The 23,956-nt window shown below is 45.8% G+C and carries 19 protein-coding genes; 4 read left to right on the top strand and 15 right to left on the bottom strand.

Translation table 11 applies throughout. The annotated features are described in order from the left end of the window. The 15 genes from V3S16_RS16985 to V3S16_RS16915 all read right to left on the bottom strand — a co-directional run. Positions 1-3,290, bottom strand: a 3,290-nt coding sequence (locus V3S16_RS16985; RefSeq protein ID WP_413887104.1) for a molybdopterin-dependent oxidoreductase, incomplete at its 3' end; no start/stop codon positions are given. Positions 3,291-3,330: 40 nt separating this feature from the next. Beyond that, the gene (locus tag V3S16_RS16980) at positions 3,331-4,314 is read right to left on the bottom strand and encodes a hypothetical protein (RefSeq protein WP_413887102.1); all 984 of its coding nucleotides are present in this window, start codon (positions 4,312-4,314) and stop codon (positions 3,331-3,333) included. Then, positions 4,307-5,074, bottom strand: a complete 768-nt coding sequence (locus V3S16_RS16975; protein WP_413887100.1) for a molecular chaperone — start codon at positions 5,072-5,074, stop codon at positions 4,307-4,309. Before V3S16_RS16975 ends, V3S16_RS16980 begins: the two co-directional genes overlap by 8 nt. A gap of 22 nt (positions 5,075-5,096) precedes the next feature. Further along, positions 5,097-6,359 (bottom strand): 4Fe-4S dicluster domain-containing protein, encoded by a 1,263-nt coding sequence (locus tag V3S16_RS16970; RefSeq protein ID WP_413887098.1) that lies wholly within the window; start codon positions 6,357-6,359, stop codon positions 5,097-5,099. Between the two features lie 43 nt (positions 6,360-6,402). Continuing rightward, positions 6,403-7,359, bottom strand: a complete 957-nt coding sequence (locus V3S16_RS16965; protein ID WP_413887096.1) for an ethylbenzene dehydrogenase-related protein — start codon at positions 7,357-7,359, stop codon at positions 6,403-6,405. A gap of 160 nt (positions 7,360-7,519) precedes the next feature. Beyond that, positions 7,520-7,963: a c-type cytochrome gene (locus V3S16_RS16960; protein ID WP_413887094.1), complete on the bottom strand. Its 444-nt coding sequence runs from the start codon at positions 7,961-7,963 to the stop codon at positions 7,520-7,522. After that, positions 7,963-9,540 (bottom strand): FAD-dependent oxidoreductase, encoded by a 1,578-nt coding sequence (locus V3S16_RS16955; protein ID WP_413887092.1) that lies wholly within the window; start codon positions 9,538-9,540, stop codon positions 7,963-7,965. Before V3S16_RS16955 ends, V3S16_RS16960 begins: the two co-directional genes overlap by 1 nt. Before the next feature lie 90 nt (positions 9,541-9,630). Beyond that, complete coding sequence (locus V3S16_RS16950) at positions 9,631-12,144, bottom strand: c-type cytochrome (RefSeq protein WP_413887090.1); 2,514 nt, start codon at positions 12,142-12,144, stop codon at positions 9,631-9,633. A gap of 128 nt (positions 12,145-12,272) precedes the next feature. After that, positions 12,273-13,193, bottom strand: a complete 921-nt coding sequence (locus tag V3S16_RS16945) for a hypothetical protein (RefSeq protein WP_413887088.1) — start codon at positions 13,191-13,193, stop codon at positions 12,273-12,275. Beyond that, positions 13,190-13,954 (bottom strand): cytochrome b N-terminal domain-containing protein, encoded by a 765-nt coding sequence (locus V3S16_RS16940; RefSeq protein WP_413887086.1) that lies wholly within the window; start codon positions 13,952-13,954, stop codon positions 13,190-13,192. Before V3S16_RS16940 ends, V3S16_RS16945 begins: the two co-directional genes overlap by 4 nt. A gap of 75 nt (positions 13,955-14,029) precedes the next feature. Then, on the bottom strand, positions 14,030-14,566 hold the full coding sequence (locus tag V3S16_RS16935) for a ubiquinol-cytochrome c reductase iron-sulfur subunit (RefSeq protein WP_413887084.1): 537 nt from the start codon (positions 14,564-14,566) through the stop codon (positions 14,030-14,032). After that, on the bottom strand, positions 14,563-15,156 hold the full coding sequence (locus tag V3S16_RS16930) for a carboxypeptidase regulatory-like domain-containing protein (RefSeq protein ID WP_413887082.1): 594 nt from the start codon (positions 15,154-15,156) through the stop codon (positions 14,563-14,565). Before V3S16_RS16930 ends, V3S16_RS16935 begins: the two co-directional genes overlap by 4 nt. 172 nt (positions 15,157-15,328) lie before the next feature. Continuing rightward, positions 15,329-15,526 carry a hypothetical protein gene (locus V3S16_RS16925; RefSeq protein ID WP_413887080.1) on the bottom strand — a complete coding sequence of 66 codons (198 nt, stop codon included), beginning with the start codon at positions 15,524-15,526 and terminating at the stop codon, positions 15,329-15,331. A 343-nt stretch (positions 15,527-15,869) separates the two neighbouring features. Next, on the bottom strand, positions 15,870-17,261 hold the full coding sequence (locus tag V3S16_RS16920; RefSeq protein WP_413887078.1) for a sigma-54 interaction domain-containing protein: 1,392 nt from the start codon (positions 17,259-17,261) through the stop codon (positions 15,870-15,872). A 143-nt stretch (positions 17,262-17,404) separates the two neighbouring features. Then, complete coding sequence (locus V3S16_RS16915; RefSeq protein ID WP_413887076.1) at positions 17,405-17,689, bottom strand: hypothetical protein; 285 nt, start codon at positions 17,687-17,689, stop codon at positions 17,405-17,407. 220 nt (positions 17,690-17,909) lie between these two features. Between V3S16_RS16915 and V3S16_RS16910 the strand changes: the two genes are divergently transcribed. The 4 genes from V3S16_RS16910 to V3S16_RS16895 form a co-directional block, all read left to right on the top strand. Continuing rightward, a complete protein-coding gene (locus V3S16_RS16910; protein WP_413887074.1) occupies positions 17,910-20,273 on the top strand; it encodes a thioredoxin domain-containing protein in 2,364 nt (787 codons plus the stop codon). Between the two features lie 316 nt (positions 20,274-20,589). Further along, on the top strand, positions 20,590-21,375 hold the full coding sequence (lpxA, locus tag V3S16_RS16905) for an acyl-ACP--UDP-N-acetylglucosamine O-acyltransferase (protein ID WP_413887072.1): 786 nt from the start codon (positions 20,590-20,592) through the stop codon (positions 21,373-21,375). 320 nt (positions 21,376-21,695) lie between these two features. Then, positions 21,696-23,588 (top strand): DNA topoisomerase IV subunit B, encoded by a 1,893-nt coding sequence (gene parE, locus V3S16_RS16900; RefSeq protein ID WP_413887070.1) that lies wholly within the window; start codon positions 21,696-21,698, stop codon positions 23,586-23,588. After that, positions 23,585-23,956 (top strand): DNA gyrase subunit A (locus V3S16_RS16895; RefSeq protein WP_413887068.1); only part of this gene is annotated, 372 nt, incomplete at its 3' end. The genes parE and V3S16_RS16895, both read left to right, overlap by 4 nt.

Here is a 23,956-nt window from a genome sequence, read left to right as displayed (position 1 = left end):
GTATTTACGGTGTGATTATCAGCCTCACCACCGTGCATATAGGACATCTTTGCCTTTTTCTTGTGGAAAAGGGTATCAGTCATGTGCATGGGCATCAACCATGATCTCGTTATCGATTGCTGCGAACCGTATCTGAAATTGGCGAGATAACCGTCCTTGGACAATGCCATACCATCCGCTCTCTGCTCGTGTGCCTTGACGCTCTTTTCAGTTGCAATGTACGGGGCATGTTTCATCATGGTCGTATGGTAGGGATATGCGGGATTATACCTGGCCCTAACCATCAGTCTTGCGACCTTATAGAATGGATCATTCGGCTTCCAACCCATGTAGGGCCTGTCAGCAGGGTTGGCATCAACGTAGACATAATCACCGTCGTTAATGCCTAAATCCTTAGCTGCCTGTGGGTGGATGTGCAGCTGATGTTCACCCACGCCGGGGCTCCTTTTATCCATCCTGTAGGGGTCACCATAGTTGCTGTCCCAGATAAGGTTCCAGTCGACCGTACTCCACTGAGAATGCACCCTGTGTCTGGTCTTTGGTGTTATACAAAAGAATTTGTAGCCCTTTTCCCACAAAGGATTCTTGGTCTTCTTTACCTTACTCCAAGGCATCTTTATATTCCTTACATGTCGTTCAGCCGCACCTATATGACTCTCCGGTATCCCGTAATCTTCGGGTCTTATGTAAGGATTGGTACTAACGATAACATTGGGAAGATAGGGCGTCGCTTCTACGGCCTCCCGATGGCTTATAAAGTTTTCTCCGTATTCAATCGCCTCCGGTATGTCACAATAGGAATTAAGCCTGCCCGTGTCGGTAAAGAATGGGCGATCGTAGGTCACCTGTTCGTAGAAAGGCACCCTGGGATAGGTATGGAAATTCATGAGTGCGCCGCCCTTAACGCCATACTTGCCCGCAATTATATCTTTTACCTTATAACCCCTTGTCGGAACACTGGCATCAAAAAGTCTCTGCATATACACCTCGGGCCGGCCTTCAAGTGCAAATTTCCAGTAGTCTGCAAACCTGCTGTCTTCAAGGAGTTCTCCCAGCTTCTCTGCCAGCCTGGCGCTTACCATAACATCATCGATTGAATCATGTAACGGCCTGATACCACCCTTCCATACCTGCAAAAATGGATTGGAACACGAACTGGTAACCTCGTAAGTCTCAAACTCCGCCCACGAATTCACAGGAAATCCGACGTCGGCATACTGTATCGAGGCCGTCATATTGGTGTCACTCGACATAATAAGGTCAATCTTAGGATCTACATTCTTGATCATTTCATAGGCCCACTTGGCGTTATTTATGAGATTGACGTTATTAAACCACAAAAACTTCGTAGGAGTATTAAAGTGTGTCTTGCCTGTAAAACATTTCCGGCCATACTTGGGTGTCTTTACGATCAACGGGGTGTCTCCATGATTCCAAAATGCAACCTCCTCATCCATGGCATAGCCACGAACAGGTACATTCTTGCCATCCAGATCAGGATCAAGGCTCATGTTGAAAGGATCCTCTGCCAGGATTCCTTTAATCCCGGGACCGGACCATTTTGATGCCTGAAAGTTACCGGCCTTGTAATTACCGGCCCAGGTATGTCCACCTGTACCGTGATAGCCAATATTACCAGTTAGCATTAGTGGCAGATAGGTCGCCCTGTTATGCAGGGTTGCATGGAAATAGTGGTTGATCCCCTCGCCATAATGTATGGATGCAGGCTTAATCGTGGCTAAATCCTTTGCAAGCCTTTCAATGAGATGCCCCGGAGCTCCCGTAATCTCTGAAGTTGTCTTCACATCATAATCTCTAAGATGTAACTTATACATCTCAAAAAGCGGCATCACTTCTATTTCCTTACCGTCAATAGTCTTGACCTTGTACTTGCCTTCAAGGGCTTGATTTATCCCTTTGGCTGCAAATCGCTTGCCAACATCTTCTCTCGTAATGGCCTTGAAGCTCTTTGAGTTGTTGTCATAAACAACAAAGTCTCCCAGCTGCTCCCTTTGCTCTGCTGTCATACCCTGCACTCTGTGGCTATAGTCGAGTTTTTGGTTTCTGTAGTTGGGAAACATCTCATGGGCCTTGAGCCTCTTAAGGTTATCGGTCCTCACAAGCAGTGGAAAGTCTGTAAACTGCCCGACAAAGTCTTCGTCATACCATTTTTTATCAATTATTATCTTGGTCACACACAGGAATATGGCCGTATCTGACAATCCCGTCCTGATAGGTATCCAGTAATCGGCCTTAGTTGCGGGAGGATTGTACTCAGGTGAAATAACTACTAACTTTCCACCCCTTTCCATGATCTCTGTCAACCAGTGTGCTTCCGGCATCTTGTTTTCAATCAGGTTCTTGCCCACCTGGACAACCAATTTGGAGTACCTTATGTCTGCAAAATCAATATCAGAAGCCTGGGCACCGTGTACGAAAGGATGTCCGGGCGCCTGATCACCATGCCATGTATAGTTGGACCACATTCTTCCGCCTTGAGCCTTGTCCGGGTCTACCCCTCTCACATGGGCATCGAGAAGCGCAAGCATGTTGGAAAAACGATACTGCCCCATATATTTTCCCATGACACCCAGCAGCCCCATCCCGCCACGGTTTTTAAAGCACCTGGTACCCGCTCCGTTCCAGTGCGTAAGCGTTTCCGGTTCATATTTATCTCTCTTCAGCAACCGTTTCTTGCCCTTGCTGCCACTGTAAGTCTTTGCTATATGAATCATACCCCTGGCGACATAATCAAATATATTATCCCAGGACATCCTGATGAAATCATCCGTACCTCTGGATGTAAACTTATATTTCTTTCTATTCTTCCGGTCCAGCTCCGGAAAGCCGTCATCCGCCCACCGCTTCCAGCCTTTTCTGAGAATCGGATACCTCAATCTATGCGGGCCGTACACCCTTCTGAAGAAAGTGTAACCTTTTAAACACATCCTCGGATTCCAGCTCCTCTGGGGTTTTCTCCCTTCAAGGTCTGTGTAATCCTGGTGTTCGTAGTCTTGCTCTACTCTTACTACAACCCCATTCCTGACAAATGCTTTTATCCTGCATTGATGCGTATCGTTGGGAGAACAACAAAATGAAAACGTGCGGTCGTACCGATACTGATTCCGGTACACATCTTCCCAGTCCCTTTCGGGATAGCTGTCAAGAGGATTAACAACCTCGACGGCCGGCTTCAGGGATTTAAAGGCCAGAACTTTTCTCGTCGGTATTGAAACCGCTGCTGCTACCCCGCCGGCGATTTTCACAAATGCTCTTCGTGTAAGTTTCATAAAAATCCTCCTTCTTGAAAACTTATATTCTCGGTATCAACTACCACGTACCTGCTCTTAATTTATAATATTCCGCGCACCTGACGCACACTCCATCATGTGCACCCCAGTCCGGAAAATCCGCCTTTATCATCTTGACGATTTCTTCACCGGTTCCTAGATCCTCTACCCAGTCAGATGTTGGAAACCGGCAAAGTGGGCAAATAGTGCCTGGAAGTGGGCCTATCTTTTCTACTTCCTCCTCAAGATCACTTGAAATCCCAGAACCACTCTTGCTTACCACCTCAACAAGCTTGTTGACATCCTTTGACATGTCAATCATTTTATGATGCGTTAAAGGCTCTTTTCCTTCCCAGAGCTTCTCAAATATTAAATCTCTTGTTTTTTCCGGGATCTTCCTGAAAAATGAAACAAACTCCTTCTTTCTCTCTTCCTTGGTTGCAATGGTTTCTCTGCCTTCCCCGTGCAACCTGCCATCCACGCGAATATCCCAGAAAAGTCCGTATCTATCCTTTATAATACGCTCTTCCATGGGAGAACATTGGAAAAGTTCGGCCCTATACCCGAAACCTTCATCCAGCATGTCAGCAACATGCATAAGCTCATGCCGGAGCACCTTACATATTTCCTGGCCTTCTATAAACTGATCTGAATATAACCTTATAACAACCTTCTTGCCGTCATCCACTACATTTGAACCCTCATTTTGTTTTGTCGTTGCCCTTCTTACGTGCACCTCCTCAACAACTTCCGTTACGTCGGGATATTCATCCAAGATCTCTAATAAGAAACGACCATATCCCAAACGATGAAAAAAATCGCGGTCTAAGTCCCTGAATCTTTTGGGCCTCAATTCCTGCTCAATCTCATAAATATCATTTCTCAGTTCGTGATACTCCTCGTACAATGCAATATCCCCGTTCCTTTCTCTTTCTGCCAGACCTTTATACACGATACCATCAACTAACTGAGGGTCATAAATTATTTCAGCCGATTTCTTGTCGTTAGGTCTATGCTCAGCCATAATATTCCTCATCCGTACAGGCATCACATGCCATTGCACTTTTGCCTTCGAGTCTCTGAAGATAGTCAGGCTCCCCGCCTTGCAATTCATCTATCTCTTCGGCACTAACCCCCAGGTTTTCCATATCGATATGAACAAAGTCATTTGCCAGCTTGGCAACTTGCCGGTAAAATCCAGCAGGAGATTTTCTCTCCACAGCCCTTGCAAAGGCCTGTATCCATCTACCAATATGAGTGTTCAAAAACTTTTTCTTGGCCATGAGACAGGTCTGCTGTTCCTCATCGCTATGGTTTTCTATTGCAAAAGCCTGTTTGTAAGTTAAGAAATGTAAAAATTCTAACTGAACGGCTATATGATCCCATCTGTTCGCCGTATCGTCTTCTGATACTTCTAATCCAAATGCCCTATAAAACCCCGAAATATCGGCAAGATCCTGTGTCTGCTGGAATATGTGAGAACCACTAACGTACATCTCGTAAGGCGGGCAATCCGTCGCTACAGTTGTACTACCGAATGTATCACGATATTGCTCAAGCAGTACCTCCGGTGCTGTGTGTTGCGATTCCTTGCGCACATGACCAAAGAATTCTGATAACTTATCGTTTCCGATTTCCACCAGGCAACTCTCTACTTCATCCATGTAGTCCTTATCACTCAGCAATTCAAGGAGCTCTTTATCCGGTTCGAAAAGACAAATTGAAAGAAACCGGTATGTATGACTCAGTGCAAGCAATCTTTCTACTTTTTTTTGATTTGGCATTAGAATACTCCCGTAAATAGTTTTAGTACGTAATCATCCTTTCTTCTGAACTCTCCCAGGTAGGTTCCTCAACGTTAATTCTTACCAATTCTACCCCATCTTCGGCGTAACCGATTACAGTATCGTCGTATAGTTCAAACACCTTTCCGTTTACCAGGGTTTCATGAACTTTTTTTCCGTACTTGATCTCAAACCTGGAGATCATGGTCTGGGTGGTTCTAAACAGCTGAAATACTGCCAGCAATTCCCTCGAAGGTGCCGAGTACTTCTCGATGGCCTCATCTACGCCCGGGCCGAACATCTGCCTCAGGTATCCCCTTGGTGCCCATCTCGGCGGAATATAATAAATGTTCGGCTCAGTACCAAATTGAGGATAAAGAGGTAAGGCAACCTTATGAATCCTTATTAAAAAGTCCATGGGATTCTTCGGATCAGGATTATCAGGGTCACCTGTCATCAATCCATTTAACCTTATCTTTCCTACACAGGCAGTCATACACCTTGTTTCCATTCGGCGTCCTTTCGTAATCGGGTCCTTTCCCTCCACCCTTGGGTAGCAGGCTATACACTTTTCTGAAACCCTGGTCTCGCCCCTGTACATCGGTTTTTTGTACGGGCATTGTTCTACGCACTTCCGATAGCCTCGGCAACGTTTCTGGTCTATCAAGACAATACCATCCTCCTTACGTTTATATATGGCCCGGCGGGGACAAGCAGCCACACACGCCGGATAAGTACAATGATTACATAGTCGCTGAAGGTAGAAATACCATCGCTGGTGTTCAGGAAGTTCTGAAAACTCTTTTGCCAGTTTGGTCTCAATGTTTGTTTTCTCACTGGCAGCCGTGTCTTCATAAATATTCGGGAATCTCCACTCCTTATCTGTTGGAATATAGCCTACGGCTATCTGCTTAAGCTCCTTTGTAATGGCCAATTCAAAAATTGTATCACCTCCGTAATAGCCATAAGGTGCCTTTTTCTCATCTTTGTCTTCGGCCGAAGTAAACCATTCCATCGGATTTTTCCCCTGGTCCCAAAGTATCTTTAATATCTTGTGATCCCAAAATTGGGGGTATCCTCCATAGGGTTTTGTCTCTACATTGTTCCACCACATAAACTCTTGTCCCCTACTGTATGTCCAGGTACTCTTATCAGCCATAGTACAGGTCTGACAGGCAATACACCTGTTAATATTAAAGACCGCCGTAAATTGCTTTTGGGGTCTTGAATCCATGTAGGGATAATCCATCTTTCTTCCAAGTTGCCAATTATAAACAGTTGCCATTGCCAGCCTCCTTTATCTAATATGCCGGAGTTTTTCGAACAATCTATTGTTGTTGATATTTTACTCTCTCAAGCGTTAATGGATGCCACCTTATACTAATGGACTTTTGCCCATTTGTGTCCCCTTGCGCACCATTCCATACCGCAACATTAAAGAAAGTTCTCATACCCGGTACGAACTGGACGTCATTTTTATCCGGAGTTGTTAGGGGCCTGTAAATAACCACATTCCATTTGCCGGCCGCCCAATTACCTTTACCTTTAACGTCCTGATGAGTTTGCGAAGTAAGCGTTCCAAATCCTATAGCATTCAAATCTTCAACTGATCGACCTCTATCGGGTTTTGCCAGCAAAGTCCCGGCCGCCCTTCCGCCTGAAATAAATTGAGTGCTCGAATATAAATCGTTTTGAACCGGTACTGCATTCGGATTATCATGAAAGTCGTCAAACATGTTAATATACTCGGCTTCCACATGCTCAAATCTTCCTGCCAAGTGCAATTCTTTCTCCCAGTCCGCCTTCCAATGCCATAAATTAACCGGCCGGCCCCTGTCACCCATTCTCGGACTAAAGGGTGTTTTGGGGGATATAGTTACAAGATCCAATGGAAACATCATAGCTACGGCATCCCTGAATTGTTCATGTTTAATCACCCTTTCATTCTTCACCGCATCATCCCATGTCAGTTTAAAGAATATCGTTTCCCCATTATGAAAGCCCCTGATCTTGATTGCTTTAATCGAACCACCCCCCTGAGGAAATGCTTTGTCCTGCTTTTGCAATTTAATATTTAACGGAGCTGCTTGTTCAAAGGCCTTATCCGCTGAGTTCGCATCTAAATGTAAGTATTTAATTATTAAAGGTTCCTTGGTAGGTATGTTTTCCTCTTTAGCTGCCGGTTCTTCCGCTCCCTGTGAGAAGGTTTTATTATTATAAGAAAGTAATAGCGCTGCAACAACGCCCGCAATGACAACAGATTTCCATAGTATCTTTTTTAACATTTTATTTACCTCCGCACCCTTTTAAATTGACGGTCTGGTAAAAAGTCATCATGCCTGTCGTTGCGAGTCCCGCTTTTAATGGGAAAAAGGAATCTGAAGCTCCATAACTGCCCGTAATAAAAAGATTGCTGCGGGCTAACCTCCTCGCAATAACCGCTGATTATGACTTAATACGAACGATTTCAGCTAAATTGGTTTTGTTCTTTTTGTTTAGCGTTAAAACATGATTCACAATATCTTCAATATCTTCATCCGACAAATTGTTCTTCCATGGAGGACAAAGATTTGATTTGCCTTGAACTTCAGAGCCGTATTTGACGGTCTTAAAGATGCGACCGGACTCCGTCGGTGTGAATTTGGTGAGATCCGCCGGGGTAATACCTATAGCGCTGGCCCAATATATTCCATCCCCCTGGCCGCTTTCCCCGTGGCATGGAAGGCATAGTTGCCCAAAGAGCCGCTTACCTTCTTTAAGGGAGAATTGATGGATGGGTCTTTCTGCATCCGGCGCATCTAGATTGCTTGATGAACATCCTGTAATAATCACGGCCCCAACAAGCAGCATTACACTTATATGATTTCTTAAGCTTAATATTTTCATCATTATTCAGATTTAAGTTTTATAGCCGAACAAGGACATTCCTGAAAGCAGATCCCGCAACCTTTACAATGCTCATAATCGATTTGCAGGCATTTATCTTGATCAAGATAAATTGTTGCTTCAGGACAGCGGATAAAACAATTCCCGCATTTATAACAATCGCCACAATGTAAACATCTTTGGGCTTCGTCAACAACTTCTTCGGCTGACAACCCCTCAACGACCTCACTAAGATCATTATGTAAGTCGGCTATTTGCTTGAACGGATTAATATGGCTGGATGATCGAAGATAATAAACATAATTGAGATCTTCCGGCGATACAATATCTTCATCTTTATTCTTACCAATGAACGGTTTCCCGCCCAAAAATGCAATAACCTCCCGGGCGACTTCGTTTCCACTGCCAACAGCCTCCGTAACCGTCCCGCCCCCGGCCATATCACCACCGCAAAAGACAGGTACTTGGCAGGGAAAATCAATTTTACCCTGCCGGGGTTGAATTCCTAAACCGGAAGAGACAAAATGGTCATATTTTTGCCCGATTGCTGTAATTATTTTGTCAACTTTTATAGGTTTTTCTGATCCTTTTACAGGGATAGGTCTTCGTCTCCCGCTTTGATCGGCTTTACCAATCTTCATTTTTATTATCCATGCAACCAAGCTGCCATTCTCATCCTTTTCAATCTTGACGGGTGCAGTTAAATATTTTAACTTAACGCCTTCTGCCCGGGCTTCTTCTACTTCATGGGGGACCGCGGGCATCTCATTTCTAGTTCTTCTGTAATAAATTGTGGGCTCGCCCCCCAATCTTAATATGGTTCGTGCTACATCAATGGCGGTATTGCCGCCACCTATTACAGCTACTTTGTCTCCTTTATTGATATTTTGGCGATTATTATTCATTTTGAAATCATGCAAAAATCTGATGCCCTCCAAGGTCAGATTTTCATTTGGAATACCCATCGTAATCGCCATATGGGAGCCGGTAGCAACAATAATAACGGAATAATCCTTTTCAATCTCTTTAATAGTAACTTTCTTATTTAAAATAATTTCAACTCCTTGCTGCACAATCATGTTGATTTCTCTATCAAGGATATCTTGAGGGAGCCGAAATTGCGGGATACCTACTCTCATCATACCACCGGCCCGAGGAAGGGCTTCATACACCGTGGTTCGGTATCCCTCCTCGCGCAATCTCAAAGCAGCGGTGAGCCCTGCGGGACCGGAGCCGATAACGGCAATCTTTTCGTTAAACCTAATTTTATGGGATTTTATACTGGTTTTTAAGCCGTAATCGCCCAGAAATCGCTCGATAGCGCCAATATTAAGACATTGATCTAATTCTGCTCGATTGCAGTTTTGCTGGCAGAAATGCGGGCATACGCGACCACATGTAGATGGAAACGGATTAGATTGATAAATAGTTTGGTAGGCATCAGCAAACTTTTTTTCAGAAGCTAGTTTAATAAACAACCGTACATCCGTGCCCGCCGGACAATTGGCCGTACAGGGGGCTTTTTTAGTAACATAGACCGGGATCAAAGCTCTCCCGTCTAAGGCTTCATTCAGTGACATTAGCTTCCTCTAATTTATTACACGATTGAACATGAATTTCTGTCCAGTTAAGCAGGATTACACTTATCTGCATTCTTAAGCTGAATATTTTTAGAATTTTTTGCTTTGCAAACTCACTAAAAACTTGGTTATCTTCAAAACCTCTGCTTCGCTCATATTATATCTCGGCTCCACGGCCCCGGGAACCATTTTTTGAGGGTCTTTTACATGCATAAAAATATATCCGGGACGAAGCCGACTGCCGACGTGAGTAAGAGCCGGTCCAACAGACCCCCCATCTTGCCCTATTTGATGGCACGCCAGGCAGCCCTTTTTCCAGAAAAGCTTTTTACCATCGGCCGCATTGACGTTTACTAGATTTTTTTTCATTTCAAAATCGTCAGGAATATCACTGGAGACAAGAATAGTCCGAATATAATCGACAATAATATTTATTTCATCTTCAGAAAGATAACCTCTAACCATACCAATTTCGCCACCAAGTTTAAATAAGGGCATCTGTTTGAGCATGGGACGTATGACGTCAGGTTTTTTCAGGAAATCTCTTAGCCACTCAGGTTTAGCCTTACTTCCCTCAAAACTCAAATCAGGTGCAAAATCAGCGCCAACACCTCTTATTGTGTGACAGGACAGACATTTGATATCCTTTTCTATCTTTGCAAAAGCACCTGTCGGCTTGTAGTCCGACGGTATGTCGAGAACCTTATACCACAGCGGAACCTCCCCGGCCGTAAATCCGAGGAGCATGGCCGTCAGGTCATCGATCTCTTTTTTTGTAAAACCAAAATTCGGCATCAACAATCCATCTCTGAAAACCCGTGGTGATTCCAGTTTCGTTCTTAAATAAGATTCCCTATCGTTAATTTTATCAGCTACTTTACCCAGATCAAACCTCTCAAAAGGCTTTGATCCAATAGATGAGATCTCTGCTCCAATCATATTGATCACATCCTTCTTTTTTAAATAGGGCCCGATCTTTACAGCCTTCTCCATCCCTTTAATGTCATGACATCCGAAACAGCCATACTTCTCAATGAGACTGGCACCAAGCTTCATCTGCTGCTCGCCGATAAGCTCTTTTTCGGTGAGCTTCTGATCCTCAATATCCCAATCAACAAACTCACTCATAATATATTCGGCTAATGCATCTATGGCTTCATCCGTAAATCTAAACCTTGGCATGCGTGTCTTTGGGAAATAATCCTGCGGCTCTTTAAGCCATTTCTTAAGCCATTCGATCCTGACCTTACTGCCCACCGCCGTTAAATCCGGTGCATAGATATTCTTAAAGGCACCGCCCTTATTCTGAGCCGCATGGCAGATACTGCATCTTGACTCTCTAAATATAATTTTGCCCTTATCACTTAGGTCCCAATCAGGGTCTTTGGCGGGTGTATCGAGCCGATAGTCCATATTTAGCTTAAAAAGATAATCTGTTATGGCCTTGCTTTCCTCATCACTAAAGCCAAAGTTCGGCATGCGCGCCGTTGCAAAGATACTTTTCGGATCCTTGAGCCAATTCACTACCCAGGTGTAGTTTGCCTTTGTCCCTATACCTGAAAGAACCGGTCCGATCTTGGGCATATCCTCATATCCGGCTATCTTATGGCAGCCGTAGCATCCTTTGCGCTCAAGTGTGCCTATCCCAAATGATACAACCTCCGCGCCCCTCAAGTCCTTCACCTTTTCGTGGCAGAGCAGGCAGCTCCCTTGAACATTATCACCTCTTAACATGGGGTAATCCCAATATTTTACATCTCCATGTCCCTTCCTGGCTGATGATGTCGCCCGGCCCTGCCCTCTGTGACATGCAGTGCATCCAAAGCGTGCAGTTTTATGATTCCCTAAAAATATCTCCTTTCCCGGATGTGCCGTAAAGGGTTCCACGGAGGAAACCTTGTGGCTTTCACCAATACCAACATGGCACGATTGGCATCGATCGGTGCGACCAAGATCGGGTATATTAGTCTGCTTAATCTCAATCTTTTGATTTGAAAAAGAAACTATCTGTTTCTTTAGGCTGTCTATATCCGCTGTAAAGTCATTTATCTTCCTGGTAAGTCCATCAACAGGGGCGGCCATTTGGGCAAGTTTGGCCTTGTAGGTCCCCTTTTTGGATTCAAGCTGCTTTATCTTTTTGTCAAATACGGCAATCTCTTGATTAAGTTCGGCCATGGTCTGTTTGTCTTTGGCCCTGCCATGCTTAATGTAATTATATTCTACCAGGAGATATCTTGAGCGTAGTTTCTGAAAATCAAGGCGCGCCATTTTAAATTCACCAGAAACCTCATCCAATGCTCTGCTGCTCTTTTTGTATTCTGTTTGAACCGCCCGCGATTGAAATTCAGCTCTGGCCTTCTCCAAAGCACTTTTAAGATTATTATATTCCTTCTGTATATTATCCCTTGAGAACTCGGAAACGCTCTGCTCAAGCTTTTTTTCAAGCTGCGCCACAACCAGCTTATAGTATTTGTTTTGATACTCCTTCCACGGGCGCAGGGTTTTTGTCTCCCACCAAATCAGCCATACGGAGGTGATTATCAAAAGCAGAACCGCAATGAAAAAATGCAGTGAATAAGATCTTTCTTCTTCTTTCTTTTTCATCTAAAAGTATATTCTCACTTTAACCCTCACCTACCGGGGGTGAGAGGAATTTATCCATCCCTTCCGTAGAAGGGGGCGGGGGAGGGTGCTAGCTATTTTCCTTGGTAAGCCAATGGCTCATTTAAGTTTCATATGTTGAACCAGGGTGTCACCCATATGTACTTAATATGGAAAAGTAAGCGCAGGAATATCTTTATAGGCAATGCCACCATTATAAGAAAAAGGGTCACGACTATAAGATATCGCAAGGGGCCAAGTGCAGCCAGGGTTTGATTATACCGCCTTTGCAAATATTTATAAGGCAGGGCCGTCCCCACAGCAAAATACCCAAGAATTACGGATCCTCCTATAACAGATCCTGCCAGGGATCGCGGATCAATCCCGAAAATCTGTGATAAGTCTACATTGATTTCGACGGTAACAATGTGTGGGTCCCACTGCTGCCACGGCCAGAACCATACCCAGCCGGGCCCCCGCATAAAAACCCCTATAACGATTAGTGTTGTCCATAATACAAGGAAACCAAAACAAAATGTTGAGATTGCAAATTTTCGCTCGCACCAGGTGTAGTATCCAATTCCTTTGGGGTTCACATCCACATAAGGGATAACACAAAGGCCGACAACAATAAGTGTAGGCATGACAATACCTGCTATCCATGGATCGAAATATACAAGCATCTCCTGTAGCCCCAAAAAATACCACGGTGCTTTGGCGGGATTAGGTGTGCGGGTTGGATTGGCATATTCCTCAAGCGGGGCGTCAAGCACAATAGACCATACCATCAGAAATACGATTACAATTATTGCAACAAGGAATTCCTTCCTAATAAGATAAGGCCAGGTAGGCAGATAATCCCATGTAGATGTTTTATTCTCTTCATCAGCCTTATCTTCAGGCGACATATCCTCCTTAGCCTTTCTGCTCCTTCGTCTATCACCGGTAATAGCATAATAAAATGCTAAAACAGTGAAAAACAGGACCATTATCATCATGATAACGATGGCCACATTATCCGGTTTGCTTATAATCGCAATAAAGTTCTTCATTGTGGTCCTGATATCCCTCCGTCTCTCCTAATGCGCCAGAAATGCACGATTAACAACACGTAAGCAGCAACAGGCAAAGCAATACAGTGCCAGATATAGGCACGCAGCAAGGCATTACTGCCTACCGTGGACCCTCCCAGCATTGCAAACCTGAGATCATTATAAGCTGTCATACCAAGTTGAGGACCAAAAGGGCCTTCATGTCCAACAAACGGTGATGCGCGCGCCATGTTTGTCCCCACAGTAATGGCCCAGTATCCCAGTTGATCCCATGGCAATAAATAGCCCGTGAAGCTCAGAAGCAGCGTCAGCGTCAGCAGGATAACTCCAATAACCCAGTTGAACTGACGGGGATGTTTATATGATCCGGTCATAAATACCCTGAACATATGCACCATTGCGGTTATGACCATAAGGTGTGCCGCCCATCTATGGATATTGCGCAGAAACAACCCAAAGGGAACGGTAAACTCCAGATCCTTAATGTCCACATAGGCATCACGGGTATTGGGATGATAATAGAACATAAGTAAGACGCCGGAGATAGTAAGGATCAGGAAAAGCAAAAATGTTATCCCTCCCATGGCCCAGGTAAACCCCAGCTTTAACGCACCACGTCTTACATTTACAGGATGAAGATGAAAAAACACATTACCGTGTATGGCTTGCATCCTATCCTTGGGAGTATGCGTATAGTTTCTACGAAAGATAGACTTGCCTACCGGAGTCTGCCTGAACTTGTCAAAAAGTTTCTTTATCATAATTCTTCATCTTTTCGCCCCTCTATCCTTACTGTCTTCGGAGCTGAGAAGGGCGGGCAAAATGAGGGTTTCCGGTTATACTATTAAGATGCTCTGAGGGTTGGTTTCATCCGGATCTTTATCGGCCACACTTCTATAAATAACACTCTTGTCAATCAGAATCTGTCCATCATCTACAAGTGTTATCTTGTATCTATCCAGCGGTCGAGGTGCAGGACCTTCAACATTTACACCATTTCGCAAGTATCCACTGCCATGGCACGGACATTTGAACTTGTTCCTTGACTCGATCCAGTTGGGTGTACATCCAAGATGGGTGCAAACTGTTCTTAAGGCAAATATTCTGTTTTCGTCATCTCTGACAATCCACACTCCATACTGGTCTTTAAACCTTGTATCGACCGTCCCGGGTAGAAATTCTGAAGGTTTACCTACTTTAACCCTTGTCGGCGGCTCGAACAGAACCCTTGGGTAAAAGAACCTCGCAAACACAACCGCACTTCCCAGTAAAAATGATGCTATACCACCCCAGGCAGCTTTTAAAAAAAATCTTCGGCGAGCATCGCCTGTCGGTACCTTCGGTGCGGATGCTTTCTCTTTCTTATCCATCATCTTTTCAATTTAATATTTATTTCTGTTGTTTGGCCGGCTTCAACAGTTACCTTTTGTTGATATGGCCGTTTTTTCTCATGCCACGTCTTAAGCGTATATTCCCCGGGTGGGATATCGGTTATTGTAAAGCCGCCGTCATTGCCTGTCTTGGCGAAATACGAATTAGGCAACATCATAATATACGCAGACATCTCGGTATGAACATTACACGCTAAAGCAGCCTCGCCTTCTTTGTCGAAAGTTACTTGTTTAACTATTTCACTACCATAAGTGCCAAGGTTGAATTTTTTCGTCTCTGATGAGCTATAAACATTATGCTTAACATTATCACTGTTGGCAAAATCAACGGTCGTTCCGATAACAATAGGAAGGACATGGGGGATGAAAGTAAGGTTCTTTTGATCTACAACGGGATGATTTGCAGGAGGTTTGAACTTTCCTGAGACATCTGCAAGATAAACGACAACATCTGCTGATCGGCGTGCCCGAAATACCTTAACTTTACCGGTGATAGTACCGCTTTTTTCACCGGCAAAAACTGGAACTGCGACTAAAACAGAAAATATCAGACAAAATAACCTCTTAAACATGCTACCCTCCTTTTTAAACTAAAATTAAATTCCAAGCTGCTTGTTGGAGCGCAGCGGAAATTCCGCACAGCGGGGCTGCAGGGAGCTTCAATTCAAAAGGGATAAAAATTTTTTCCAGTCTCGAGAGCTTTCGAACGTTGTATAAAATTGTAAAGCGCTTTTATGTTCAATGCTAGACCTTGCGGTCGCAAAGGGTCCGAAGTTCTCGTTGGGCGGCTTGCTTGATTTTGTAAGCGCAGTCTTTGATGACGCTGTAAACCACGAGACAACCGTCATCGTCACACACAGTCTCAACGCGATCCGTTTGCCGGATCATCTCTTCGGCCAGTTCCAAGGCCGCGAGAACCTGCTGCATGCAATCATTGTTCATAACATTTCCTGGAAAGATTCTATGCCCAATATGCTCAAAATATGTTAAACAGCAAAAAAAGTGCCAATAAGAAGAGAAGCTCCTTGAAGAGGATGTAAGACTTTGAAAGTATGGCAGATTATTTTATTGCCGGTGGAATTAATATTGCTCTGAGATTTTATAGGGAAGGAGTTAAATGGGACACTGTATGGGACATTGTTAAGTGTTAGTAACTATTCAGACAAATATATGGCGTAGATTCAAATAGTTGAAAGGGTTTTGCTTTTTTAGGAAGACCTTTTATGTCCCATTTAGCTGAAGTGGGACACGGGACACTGGGACACAATGCCCTTGCCTGGGTTTCTCATCCCGCTTTGCGGCTGCTCTTTTGCCGTCCAAAAAATCGGTATAGAGAGGATCGGGAAACTCCCAAAATTTCAGCGGTCCGGCGCTTGTTGCCTCCGGCCTTTTTCAAGGCCGCGGCTACATCCACGGCCTGGAGCTTTGGTTCACGCCGCCGCCGCGTAAAGGGCCTGGATATGTTCAAATGGAGGGCCGGAGGAAGGTGTTCGGGTTCGATTACATCTCCCTGGCGCTTGGCCAGAGCAAATTGAAGGATGTTTTCAAGTTCCCGTACGTTTCCGGGCCAGGAGTAGGCCTCCAACATGGAGAGGGCCTCGGGAGAGAGGGAGACCTTTTTACCAAAAGATTCCTCGGTGTAGAGGGCCAGAAAGTGCTCGGCCAGAAGGGGGACGTCCCCTAATCGATCCCGCAAGGGAAAGATGAAGATCGGCATTACACATAGCCGGTAATAGAGGTCCGGCCGGAAGCGTCCGGCCGTTAACTCTTCTTCCAGATTTTTGTTGGTAGCGCTGATCACTCTCACATTTACCCGAACCGTTTTTTCGCTTCCCACCCGCTCAAAACACCCGTCCTGGAGAACACGCAGGAGCTTAACCTGCATGGCAGGGCTCAACTCGCTCACTTCATCTAGAAAGATAGTCCCGCCGTCGGCCAGTTCGAAGCGTCCTTTTTTGTCACGGATGGCACCGGTGAAAGCGCCTTTGACATGGCCAAAGAGATCTGTTTCGATCAAACCCTCCGGTAAAGCACCGCAGTTGACAGGGACAAAGTACTTGTGGCCGCGTGAATTCTCCTCATGGATGGCCACGGCCACCAGTTCCTTTCCCGTCCCGCTCTCGCCCTGGATTAACACCGGCGCATCCGTTCGAGCGACCTGCTTGATCGTGTCAAACAGTTCCTTCATTTTCTGATCCTGCCCCACAATCCCTCTAAATCCGGCCTTTACGTCCGGCAGAGAGAATAAACACAACTTGGTGACATCTTCGATAATAAGATTCGCAAACCGCTTGTTTTTGTACGTGAAAGGAACCGCGCTGAACAGCAGCGTTACATCTCTGACCTGGCCGTCGGTAATTAGTTGAAGATTTGCCCGGGCCATTTGTTTTTTGTTCTTTGAAAGTGCCGCAAAGGCCACTAACCGGACTTCACAGTTTCGGCAGCCTTCCTCAGAGCCGCACCCTTGCGGATGTTCAGATGCACGGACGCAGCCCAGGGCATCCCCACTCCCCTTTCCCAAGACCGCTTGCTTCGTAACACCTACCACCTGCTTTAGGATGTTGTTAATGGCCTGAACACGACCTTTTTCGTCCACTACAAGGAGGCCGCAGGGAAGGGAATCCAGAAGGGCATTGGCAAAGCTATCATTTTGAAGCAACCTATCAATGTCATTCATTTCGGTTTTCCCTATATTTTTGACAGAGAATTTGAAGCTCCATGCACTCCAGCATGCGGGATCTTCACTACACTATGACAAGGTACGGGGAATGCGTTCGCTATTGCAGTTCAAAAAAGAATATATCTGTTTTTATTCATTTGTCAATATTGAAATTCTTCATCCGCCTCTTCCAGCGCGAGCGCCATTTTGGCTCTCTTTTTTTTGACGATGATAAAACAGATCGTAACTGTAAAAAGAATCAGCATGGGAAGCAACAGTTCTGCCAGCATCACCTGCCCCTCGCCCGGAGATGGTGCTTCAGACTCAATCCTTGTAATCTTTTCTTCCGTACTCACCCTTGAATGGATGGTCAGGGCAATTGCGCCGATATAAATGGCGACAAATACAATCGCGAAAATACACAACCTAATTTCAAATTTACTCATCACCAGATACCCTTCAGCAAGAAGTTTCTGTATACAGCCTTACAATAAGCGTCTCAACTATATTGATGGTCTCATAAAAAGTCAAATAACGGCTTTTTTACATCCGGCGAATTCGAGATTTCCATGTAAGGAATTAAAGAATAAAACGACTAAATGATAACACCTAAGAATGGGTCTATTTTGCATTGCCTGCCATAGTAAGTTGGTAGAAAGGGGCCTAATGCGTGCTTATGTTATCAGAACAACTTGTAGAAAAGTATTAGCACTCTTTACCGCTGCTTTGGGAGTCATTATCATGTCTGCCTCTTTCGGTTGGACATTTTCCCACAAATCAATCAGCCAAACACTAACAGAAAATCTACCGGGGGCAGAGGAATTTAAGGCCGCACTTTTAAAAGAGTTTGAAAAAATGAGAAAAATCCGTGGGAAAGACTATCGTCCCAGAACGAGACACCTGCGGCCTGACGGCGGGGCCAAATTTACGAATCGCCTCTTTCTTGAGTCGAGTCCCTACCTTATTCAACATGCCCATAACCCCGTCAACTGGTACCCTTGGGGCGATGAGGCCTTTGAAACCGCAAGAAAACTAAACCGGACCGTGCTTCTCAGCGTGGGATATTCGACCTGCCACTGGTGCCACGTAATGGAAGAGGAGTCCTATGAAGATGAGGAAATCGCCCGGTACCTGAACCAAAACTACATTGCCATTAAAGTCGACCGGGAAGAACGCCCGGATATCGATGCTATTTATATGAGTGCGGTTCAAGCCTTAACCGGCAGTGGCGGATGGCCCCTGAACGTCTGGCTGACACCGGACCGCAAGCCCTTTTACGGCGGCACTTATTTCCCGGCCAGAGACGGGGACCGGGGCGTGAGTATGGGGTTTCTGACCATTCTGACGAGAATTAAAGCGCTTTACCAAACCGAACAGGGCCGGGTAGAGGAAATCGGCCAAAAGCTAACAGGAGAGATTCAGCAAAGGCTTAGCTCTGAAACCGGCGACCGCTTACCTGTGGCAGATCTTATGCATCAGGCCATCGAGTATTACAAGCGCGCCTTTGACCCGATTTACGGCGGAATATCGGGAGAAATCAAATTCCCGAGCAGCCCTCCTGTCCGGCTTCTTCTACGGTATTATCGGCGCACGGGGGATCAGGAGGTCCTCCACATCGCCAAGCTCACACTTGAAAAAATGGCGGCAGGCGGAATCTATGATCACGCCGGGGGCGGTTTTCACCGGTATGCCACCGACCGGCGCTGGCTTGTCCCCCACTTCGAAAAAATGCTCTATGACAACGCCCTGCTGATCATGGCCTACCTTGAAGGATATCAGGTGGCCGGTGATCAACATTTTAAAAGGGTTACCAAAGAGATCCTGCACTATGTGAAACGGGATATGACCTCGCCTGGCGGAGCGTTTTACTCGGCCACAGATGCCGACAGCCTGACCCCCAAGGGCCACCGGGAGGAAGGATATTTCTTCACCTGGACCCCCGAGGAACTGGAAGACGTGTTGGGCAAAGAGCGGGCCGAGATCGTCAAAACCTATTACGCAGTTGGGTTTACCGGTAATTTTGAAGGACGGCATATTCTGAATACTCCCAAAACAGCCGCTGAGATCGCTGATGACCTTAACATGTCAGAAAAACGACTGCAGGCGATCATCGAAGAAGCCCAAGAACTTCTTTTTCAACGACGAAATCGCCGTCCCCATCCGCTGCGGGACGAAAAAATAATCACGGCCTGGAACGGGCTGATGATCTCTGCCCATGCCCGCGCCGGGCTTATCCTGGGAGAATCGGCGTACATCGATCGTGCCGTCAAAGCCGCGCGCTTTATTCTGGAACATCTTTACACCAAAAACCGGCTTTATAGAATCTATAAAGACAACCAGGCCCGGCACAAGGCCTATCTGGACGACTATGCCTTTTTCACGGCCGCACTTTTGGATCTCTACGAGGCCACCCATGACATCCAATGGCTGGCAAAGGCGATTGAATTGGATGAAATTCTGGAAAAATATTACGAGGATAAGAAAAACGGCGGATTTTTTAGGACAAGCCCAGAACACGAAAGGCTGATTGCCCGGGAAAAGCCGCACTATGACGGCGCCGAGCCGTCCGGAAATTCGGTTGCCGTTCTGAATTTGCTGCGGCTGGGTGAATATACTTTAGAGGACAACTATCAGAAGCGTGCAAAACAAGCCTTAACGTTCTTTTTGGGCGGCTCCACATCCAATCCCCTTGCGCTTTCTGAGATGATGCTGGCCCTTGATTTTTACCTGGACAGGCCCAAGGAGATTATCATCGTGGCTCCTGAAGGAAAACGAGACCAGGCGGAACCCTTTTTACGGGAGTTTGGAAAGCAATTTCTACCAAACCGGATTTTAACCGTCGCTACTGAGGGAAAAGATTTAGAATCCCATGCCCGGCTTATTCCGGCTGCCAGAGGAAAGTTCGCTTTAAAGGGAATGACCACGGCGTATGTTTGTGAAAAAGGAATTTGTAAATTACCAGCGCAAGATCCCAAGTTATTCGCACGGCAGCTTCAAGAAGTGGAAAAACTGAAGGATTTTATTAAATGACTAGAAAATCAAGCTAAAGTTTTAGAGCACCAATAAAATTGTGTCTTGCATAAAGGCGATTTCCCATTATATGTTATCGATTATATTTTTGGATCGTCATAATAATTAGTACCCATCCACGTATCCAAAATGAACACTATGGGTGTCCAATTCAGAAATGAGCAATTTTTGTCCTGATCAAGGCCGCACAAGGGTTTTTGCCCGAGGCGTACTTTAGTACGTCGAGGGCGGAAACCCGCGGAGAACGCCGAGCAGGGCAAAAATAGCCATTTATGGATGGACACTAATTAAGATAACATTCTATGGCAAGGTAAAAATGGAAATTCACCCAACCGCCGAGATCGCCCCTACGGCCCAAATTGGTAAAAATGTTAAAATTGGAGCATATGCCGTCATTGAAGATCATGTGGAAATCGGTGATAATTGTTTGATAGATTCGCATGCATTTATTCGAAGTTATGTGAAAATGGGATCGAATAATGTTGTGCATCCATATGCGGTCATTGGGGGCTTACCCCAGGCTACTACTTTTGACATCAATTTAGAAACATATACAGTAATCGGTAATGACAATGTTTTCAGGGAATCAGGCACTATCCACAGAGCTACCAGGGAAGGCGAGTCAACCCGGATTGGATCGAATTGTTATTTTATGACTTGTATCCATGTCGGACATGACTGCGTAATTGGGGATGGGTGTATTTTTGCTTCTTATACAGGTTTAGGGGGGTTTGTAGAGGTCGATGATAAAGTTTTTTTCGGTGCAGGAGCGATGGTCCATCAATTTGTAAGAATTGGTTCTTTGGCAATGCTGGCAGGGGGAGCATTGATTCGCAAAGATGTTTTACCGTTTTCACTGGTGGGCGGCACGCCTGTGCGCCACTATCGTCTTAATTTAATAGGTTTGCGCAGGGAAGGTATAAAAGGTAAGCGCTTAAAGCCGATTTCAAAAGCTTTTTTATCTTTGAGAAAGTCGCGAGATTTAGCGGCGCTGGAATTACCTCAAACACCCGAAATCGATTATTTGCAGCAATGGGTTTCCGCTCCTTCAAAAAGAGGAATCTATGGGTTTGTTTCTGATAAGAAAAAGGAAGAGGAATGAAAACGAAATGCTGACACCCTAACCTGGATAAACCCCTGAAACGGGGAACCAAAAAGCATTTGCCACCAAGGCACAAAGACACAAAGGATAATATTTATTATTCTTTTTTTTTGTGCCTTGGTGTCTTTGTGGCAATCAACACAGTTTATCCACAAAAAACACACATTTTAAGTAAAGATAATCAAAACAGCACATATTGTGTATAAAACCCTTTTAAAACACATTCCCTTGTGATATGGAATAATGTTAGCAAGTTGGCCGCCATAGAGAAGCGCAAAATAATTCTCAACCAATTGCATTAAAATTACAGAAGTTTATTTATGACGAACAACAACTATACGGCAGAATCGATTGAAGTACTCAGCGGTCTTGACCCTGTCAAGCGCAGACCCGGAATGTACACGGATACGATTAGACCCAACCATCTCGGGCATGAAGTTGTCGACAACAGCGTGGATGAAGCCATTGCCGGTTTTGCCGACCGCATTAGCGTTACATTGTACAAAGACGGTGCTTGCAAAGTGAGTGATAACGGCCGAGGCATGCCGGTTGACATCCATCCTGAAGAAGGCGTCAGCGGTGTTGAAGTAATTATGACTCGGCTGCATGCCGGCGCAAAATTTTCCAACAAAAATTATCAGTTTTCCGGAGGGCTGCATGGTGTGGGAGTATCGGTGGTAAACGCGCTATCGACCCGGCTGGATGTGGAAATAAAAAGAGACGGCAAGAAATATGAGATCGGCTTTGCAAACGGCGATAAGTGCCGTGAACTGGTGGAAGTGGGCACTGTCGGTGTTAGAAATACAGGGACCACGGTTCAATTTTGGCCGGATCCGAAATATTTCGATTCTTCCAGATTCTCCGCCCGTCGATTAAAACGCGTATTGCGGGCCAAAGCCGTACTCTGCCCGGGACTGCGGGTTTATTTTAAGGACGAAAACTCCGGAGAATCCGAGAACTGGTACTTTGAAGACGGCCTTAAAAATTATCTGATTGACAGTCTTAAAGAGTTTGCCATGCTGCCGGAAGAGCCTTTTATCGGCGAGATTAACGGCAATTATGAATTGGCGAACTGGGCTGTTGTCTGGCTGCCTGAAGGGGGCGATACGGTTACGGAAAGTTATGTTAATCTGATCCACACCCCGCTGGGCGGCACGCACGTAAATGGTTTCCGCAGCGGATTGTTAACATCCATCCGTGAGTTTTGTACTTTTCGCAACTTAATCCCCAGAGGAGTCAAACTCGCTCCGGAAGATATATGGGATCGCTGCAGTTATGTGTTGTCCGTGAGAATGCAGGATCCCCAGTTCTCCGGGCAGACCAAGGAGCGTATGGGGTCCCGGCAGTGCGCGGTGTTTGTTTCCGGAGGTGTCAAGGATGCCTTCAGTCTCTGGCTGAATCAGCACACGGATGCCGGTGAAAAGCTGGCCGAAATGACCATAAAAAATGCCCAGCACCGTTTGCGAGCCAGCAAAAAAGTCGCCCGCAAAAAAATCACCAACGGTCCGGCTTTGCCGGGCAAGCTGGCAGATTGTGTGGGCATGGAACCGTTGCGCAGCGAACTGTTTTTAGTGGAAGGCGACTCCGCCGGCGGATCCGCCAAACAGGCCCGTGACCGCCAGTTTCAAGCGGTTATGCCTCTTAGGGGAAAAATTTTAAACACCTGGGAAGTCGATTCTGCGGAGATACTGAGTTCCAAAGAAATCCACGACATTTCCGTTGCAATCGGCGTAGATCCTGCCTCTAAAAACCTTGACGGTCTGCGTTACGGCAAGATCTGCATTTTAGCTGACGCCGATTCCGACGGACTGCACATCGCCACCTTGATTTGCGCCCTTTTCATGCGTCATTTTCGCCCGCTGGTAAAAGCCGGGCATGTCTATGTCGCCATGCCGCCTCTGTATCGTATTGATGCCGGCAAAGACGTCTATTATGCCCTGGACGAAGAAGAAAAACAGGGAATTTTAAAGCGGATAAACAATAAAAAGAAAAAAGGTGCAATTAACGTGCAGCGTTTTAAAGGGCTGGGCGAAATGAATCCTCTGCAACTGCGGGAGACGACCATGGCGCCGGATACGCGGCGCTTGGTGCGGCTTACGCTCGACCGTGATGATAAGGCCGAGTCCATGATGGATATGCTGCTTGCTAAAAAGCGGGCCGCGGATCGCAGAACATGGCTGGAAGAAAAAGGTAACCTGAGCATAAAACCATGACTGAAACAGCAGCATTGAGCCTGGAAGAGGTTGAGAGTCTGCCTCTGGAAGTCTTTTCGGAGCGGGCCTACCTGGAATATTCCATGTATGTTATTTTAGACCGTGCTCTGCCCCATATCGGCGACGGCTTAAAACCGGTACAGCGGCGCATTGTCTACGCCATGTCGGAACTGGGGTTAAAGGCCGGTTCCAAGTACAAAAAATCAGCACGGACCGTGGGTGATGTACTGGGTAAATTTCACCCTCACGGCGATTCGGCCTGTTATGAAGCCATGGTCTTAATGGCCCAGCCGTTTGCCTTTCGTTACCCTTTGCTGGATGGACAGGGCAACTGGGGATCTCCGGACGATCCCAAGTCATTCGCGGCC

Origin of the sequence: Candidatus Desulfatibia sp. (genome assembly GCF_036446775.1) — a bacterium.
Lineage (GTDB): Bacteria > Desulfobacterota > Desulfobacteria > Desulfobacterales > UBA11574 > Desulfatibia_A.
Note: the sequence above shows the minus strand (reverse complement) of the source record. Positions and strands in the feature narration are given on the sequence as shown.

Excerpts from the sequence above, each read along its gene's own strand:
- V3S16_RS16920 (WP_413887078.1), bottom strand. The coding sequence starts at position 17,261 with ATGAATGACATTGATAGGTTGCTTCAAAATGATAGCTTTGCCAATGCC.
- parE (WP_413887070.1), top strand. The coding sequence starts at position 21,696 with ATGACGAACAACAACTATACGGCAGAATCGATTGAAGTACTCAGCGGT.
- V3S16_RS16940 (WP_413887086.1), bottom strand. The coding sequence starts at position 13,954 with ATGATAAAGAAACTTTTTGACAAGTTCAGGCAGACTCCGGTAGGCAAG.
- V3S16_RS16970 (WP_413887098.1), bottom strand. The coding sequence starts at position 6,359 with ATGGCAACTGTTTATAATTGGCAACTTGGAAGAAAGATGGATTATCCC.
- V3S16_RS16965 (WP_413887096.1), bottom strand. The coding sequence starts at position 7,359 with ATGTTAAAAAAGATACTATGGAAATCTGTTGTCATTGCGGGCGTTGTT.
- V3S16_RS16955 (WP_413887092.1), bottom strand. The coding sequence starts at position 9,540 with ATGTCACTGAATGAAGCCTTAGACGGGAGAGCTTTGATCCCGGTCTAT.
- V3S16_RS16935 (WP_413887084.1), bottom strand. The coding sequence starts at position 14,566 with ATGATGGATAAGAAAGAGAAAGCATCCGCACCGAAGGTACCGACAGGC.
- V3S16_RS16980 (WP_413887102.1), bottom strand. The coding sequence starts at position 4,314 with ATGGCTGAGCATAGACCTAACGACAAGAAATCGGCTGAAATAATTTAT.
- V3S16_RS16975 (WP_413887100.1), bottom strand. The coding sequence starts at position 5,074 with ATGCCAAATCAAAAAAAAGTAGAAAGATTGCTTGCACTGAGTCATACA.
- V3S16_RS16915 (WP_413887076.1), bottom strand. The coding sequence starts at position 17,689 with ATGAGTAAATTTGAAATTAGGTTGTGTATTTTCGCGATTGTATTTGTC.
- V3S16_RS16930 (WP_413887082.1), bottom strand. The coding sequence starts at position 15,156 with ATGTTTAAGAGGTTATTTTGTCTGATATTTTCTGTTTTAGTCGCAGTT.
- V3S16_RS16945 (WP_413887088.1), bottom strand. The coding sequence starts at position 13,193 with ATGAAGAACTTTATTGCGATTATAAGCAAACCGGATAATGTGGCCATC.
- V3S16_RS16960 (WP_413887094.1), bottom strand. The coding sequence starts at position 7,963 with ATGATGAAAATATTAAGCTTAAGAAATCATATAAGTGTAATGCTGCTT.
- V3S16_RS16925 (WP_413887080.1), bottom strand. The coding sequence starts at position 15,526 with ATGAACAATGATTGCATGCAGCAGGTTCTCGCGGCCTTGGAACTGGCC.
- V3S16_RS16910 (WP_413887074.1), top strand. The coding sequence starts at position 17,910 with ATGCGTGCTTATGTTATCAGAACAACTTGTAGAAAAGTATTAGCACTC.
- V3S16_RS16950 (WP_413887090.1), bottom strand. The coding sequence starts at position 12,144 with ATGAAAAAGAAAGAAGAAGAAAGATCTTATTCACTGCATTTTTTCATT.
- lpxA (WP_413887072.1), top strand. The coding sequence starts at position 20,590 with ATGGAAATTCACCCAACCGCCGAGATCGCCCCTACGGCCCAAATTGGT.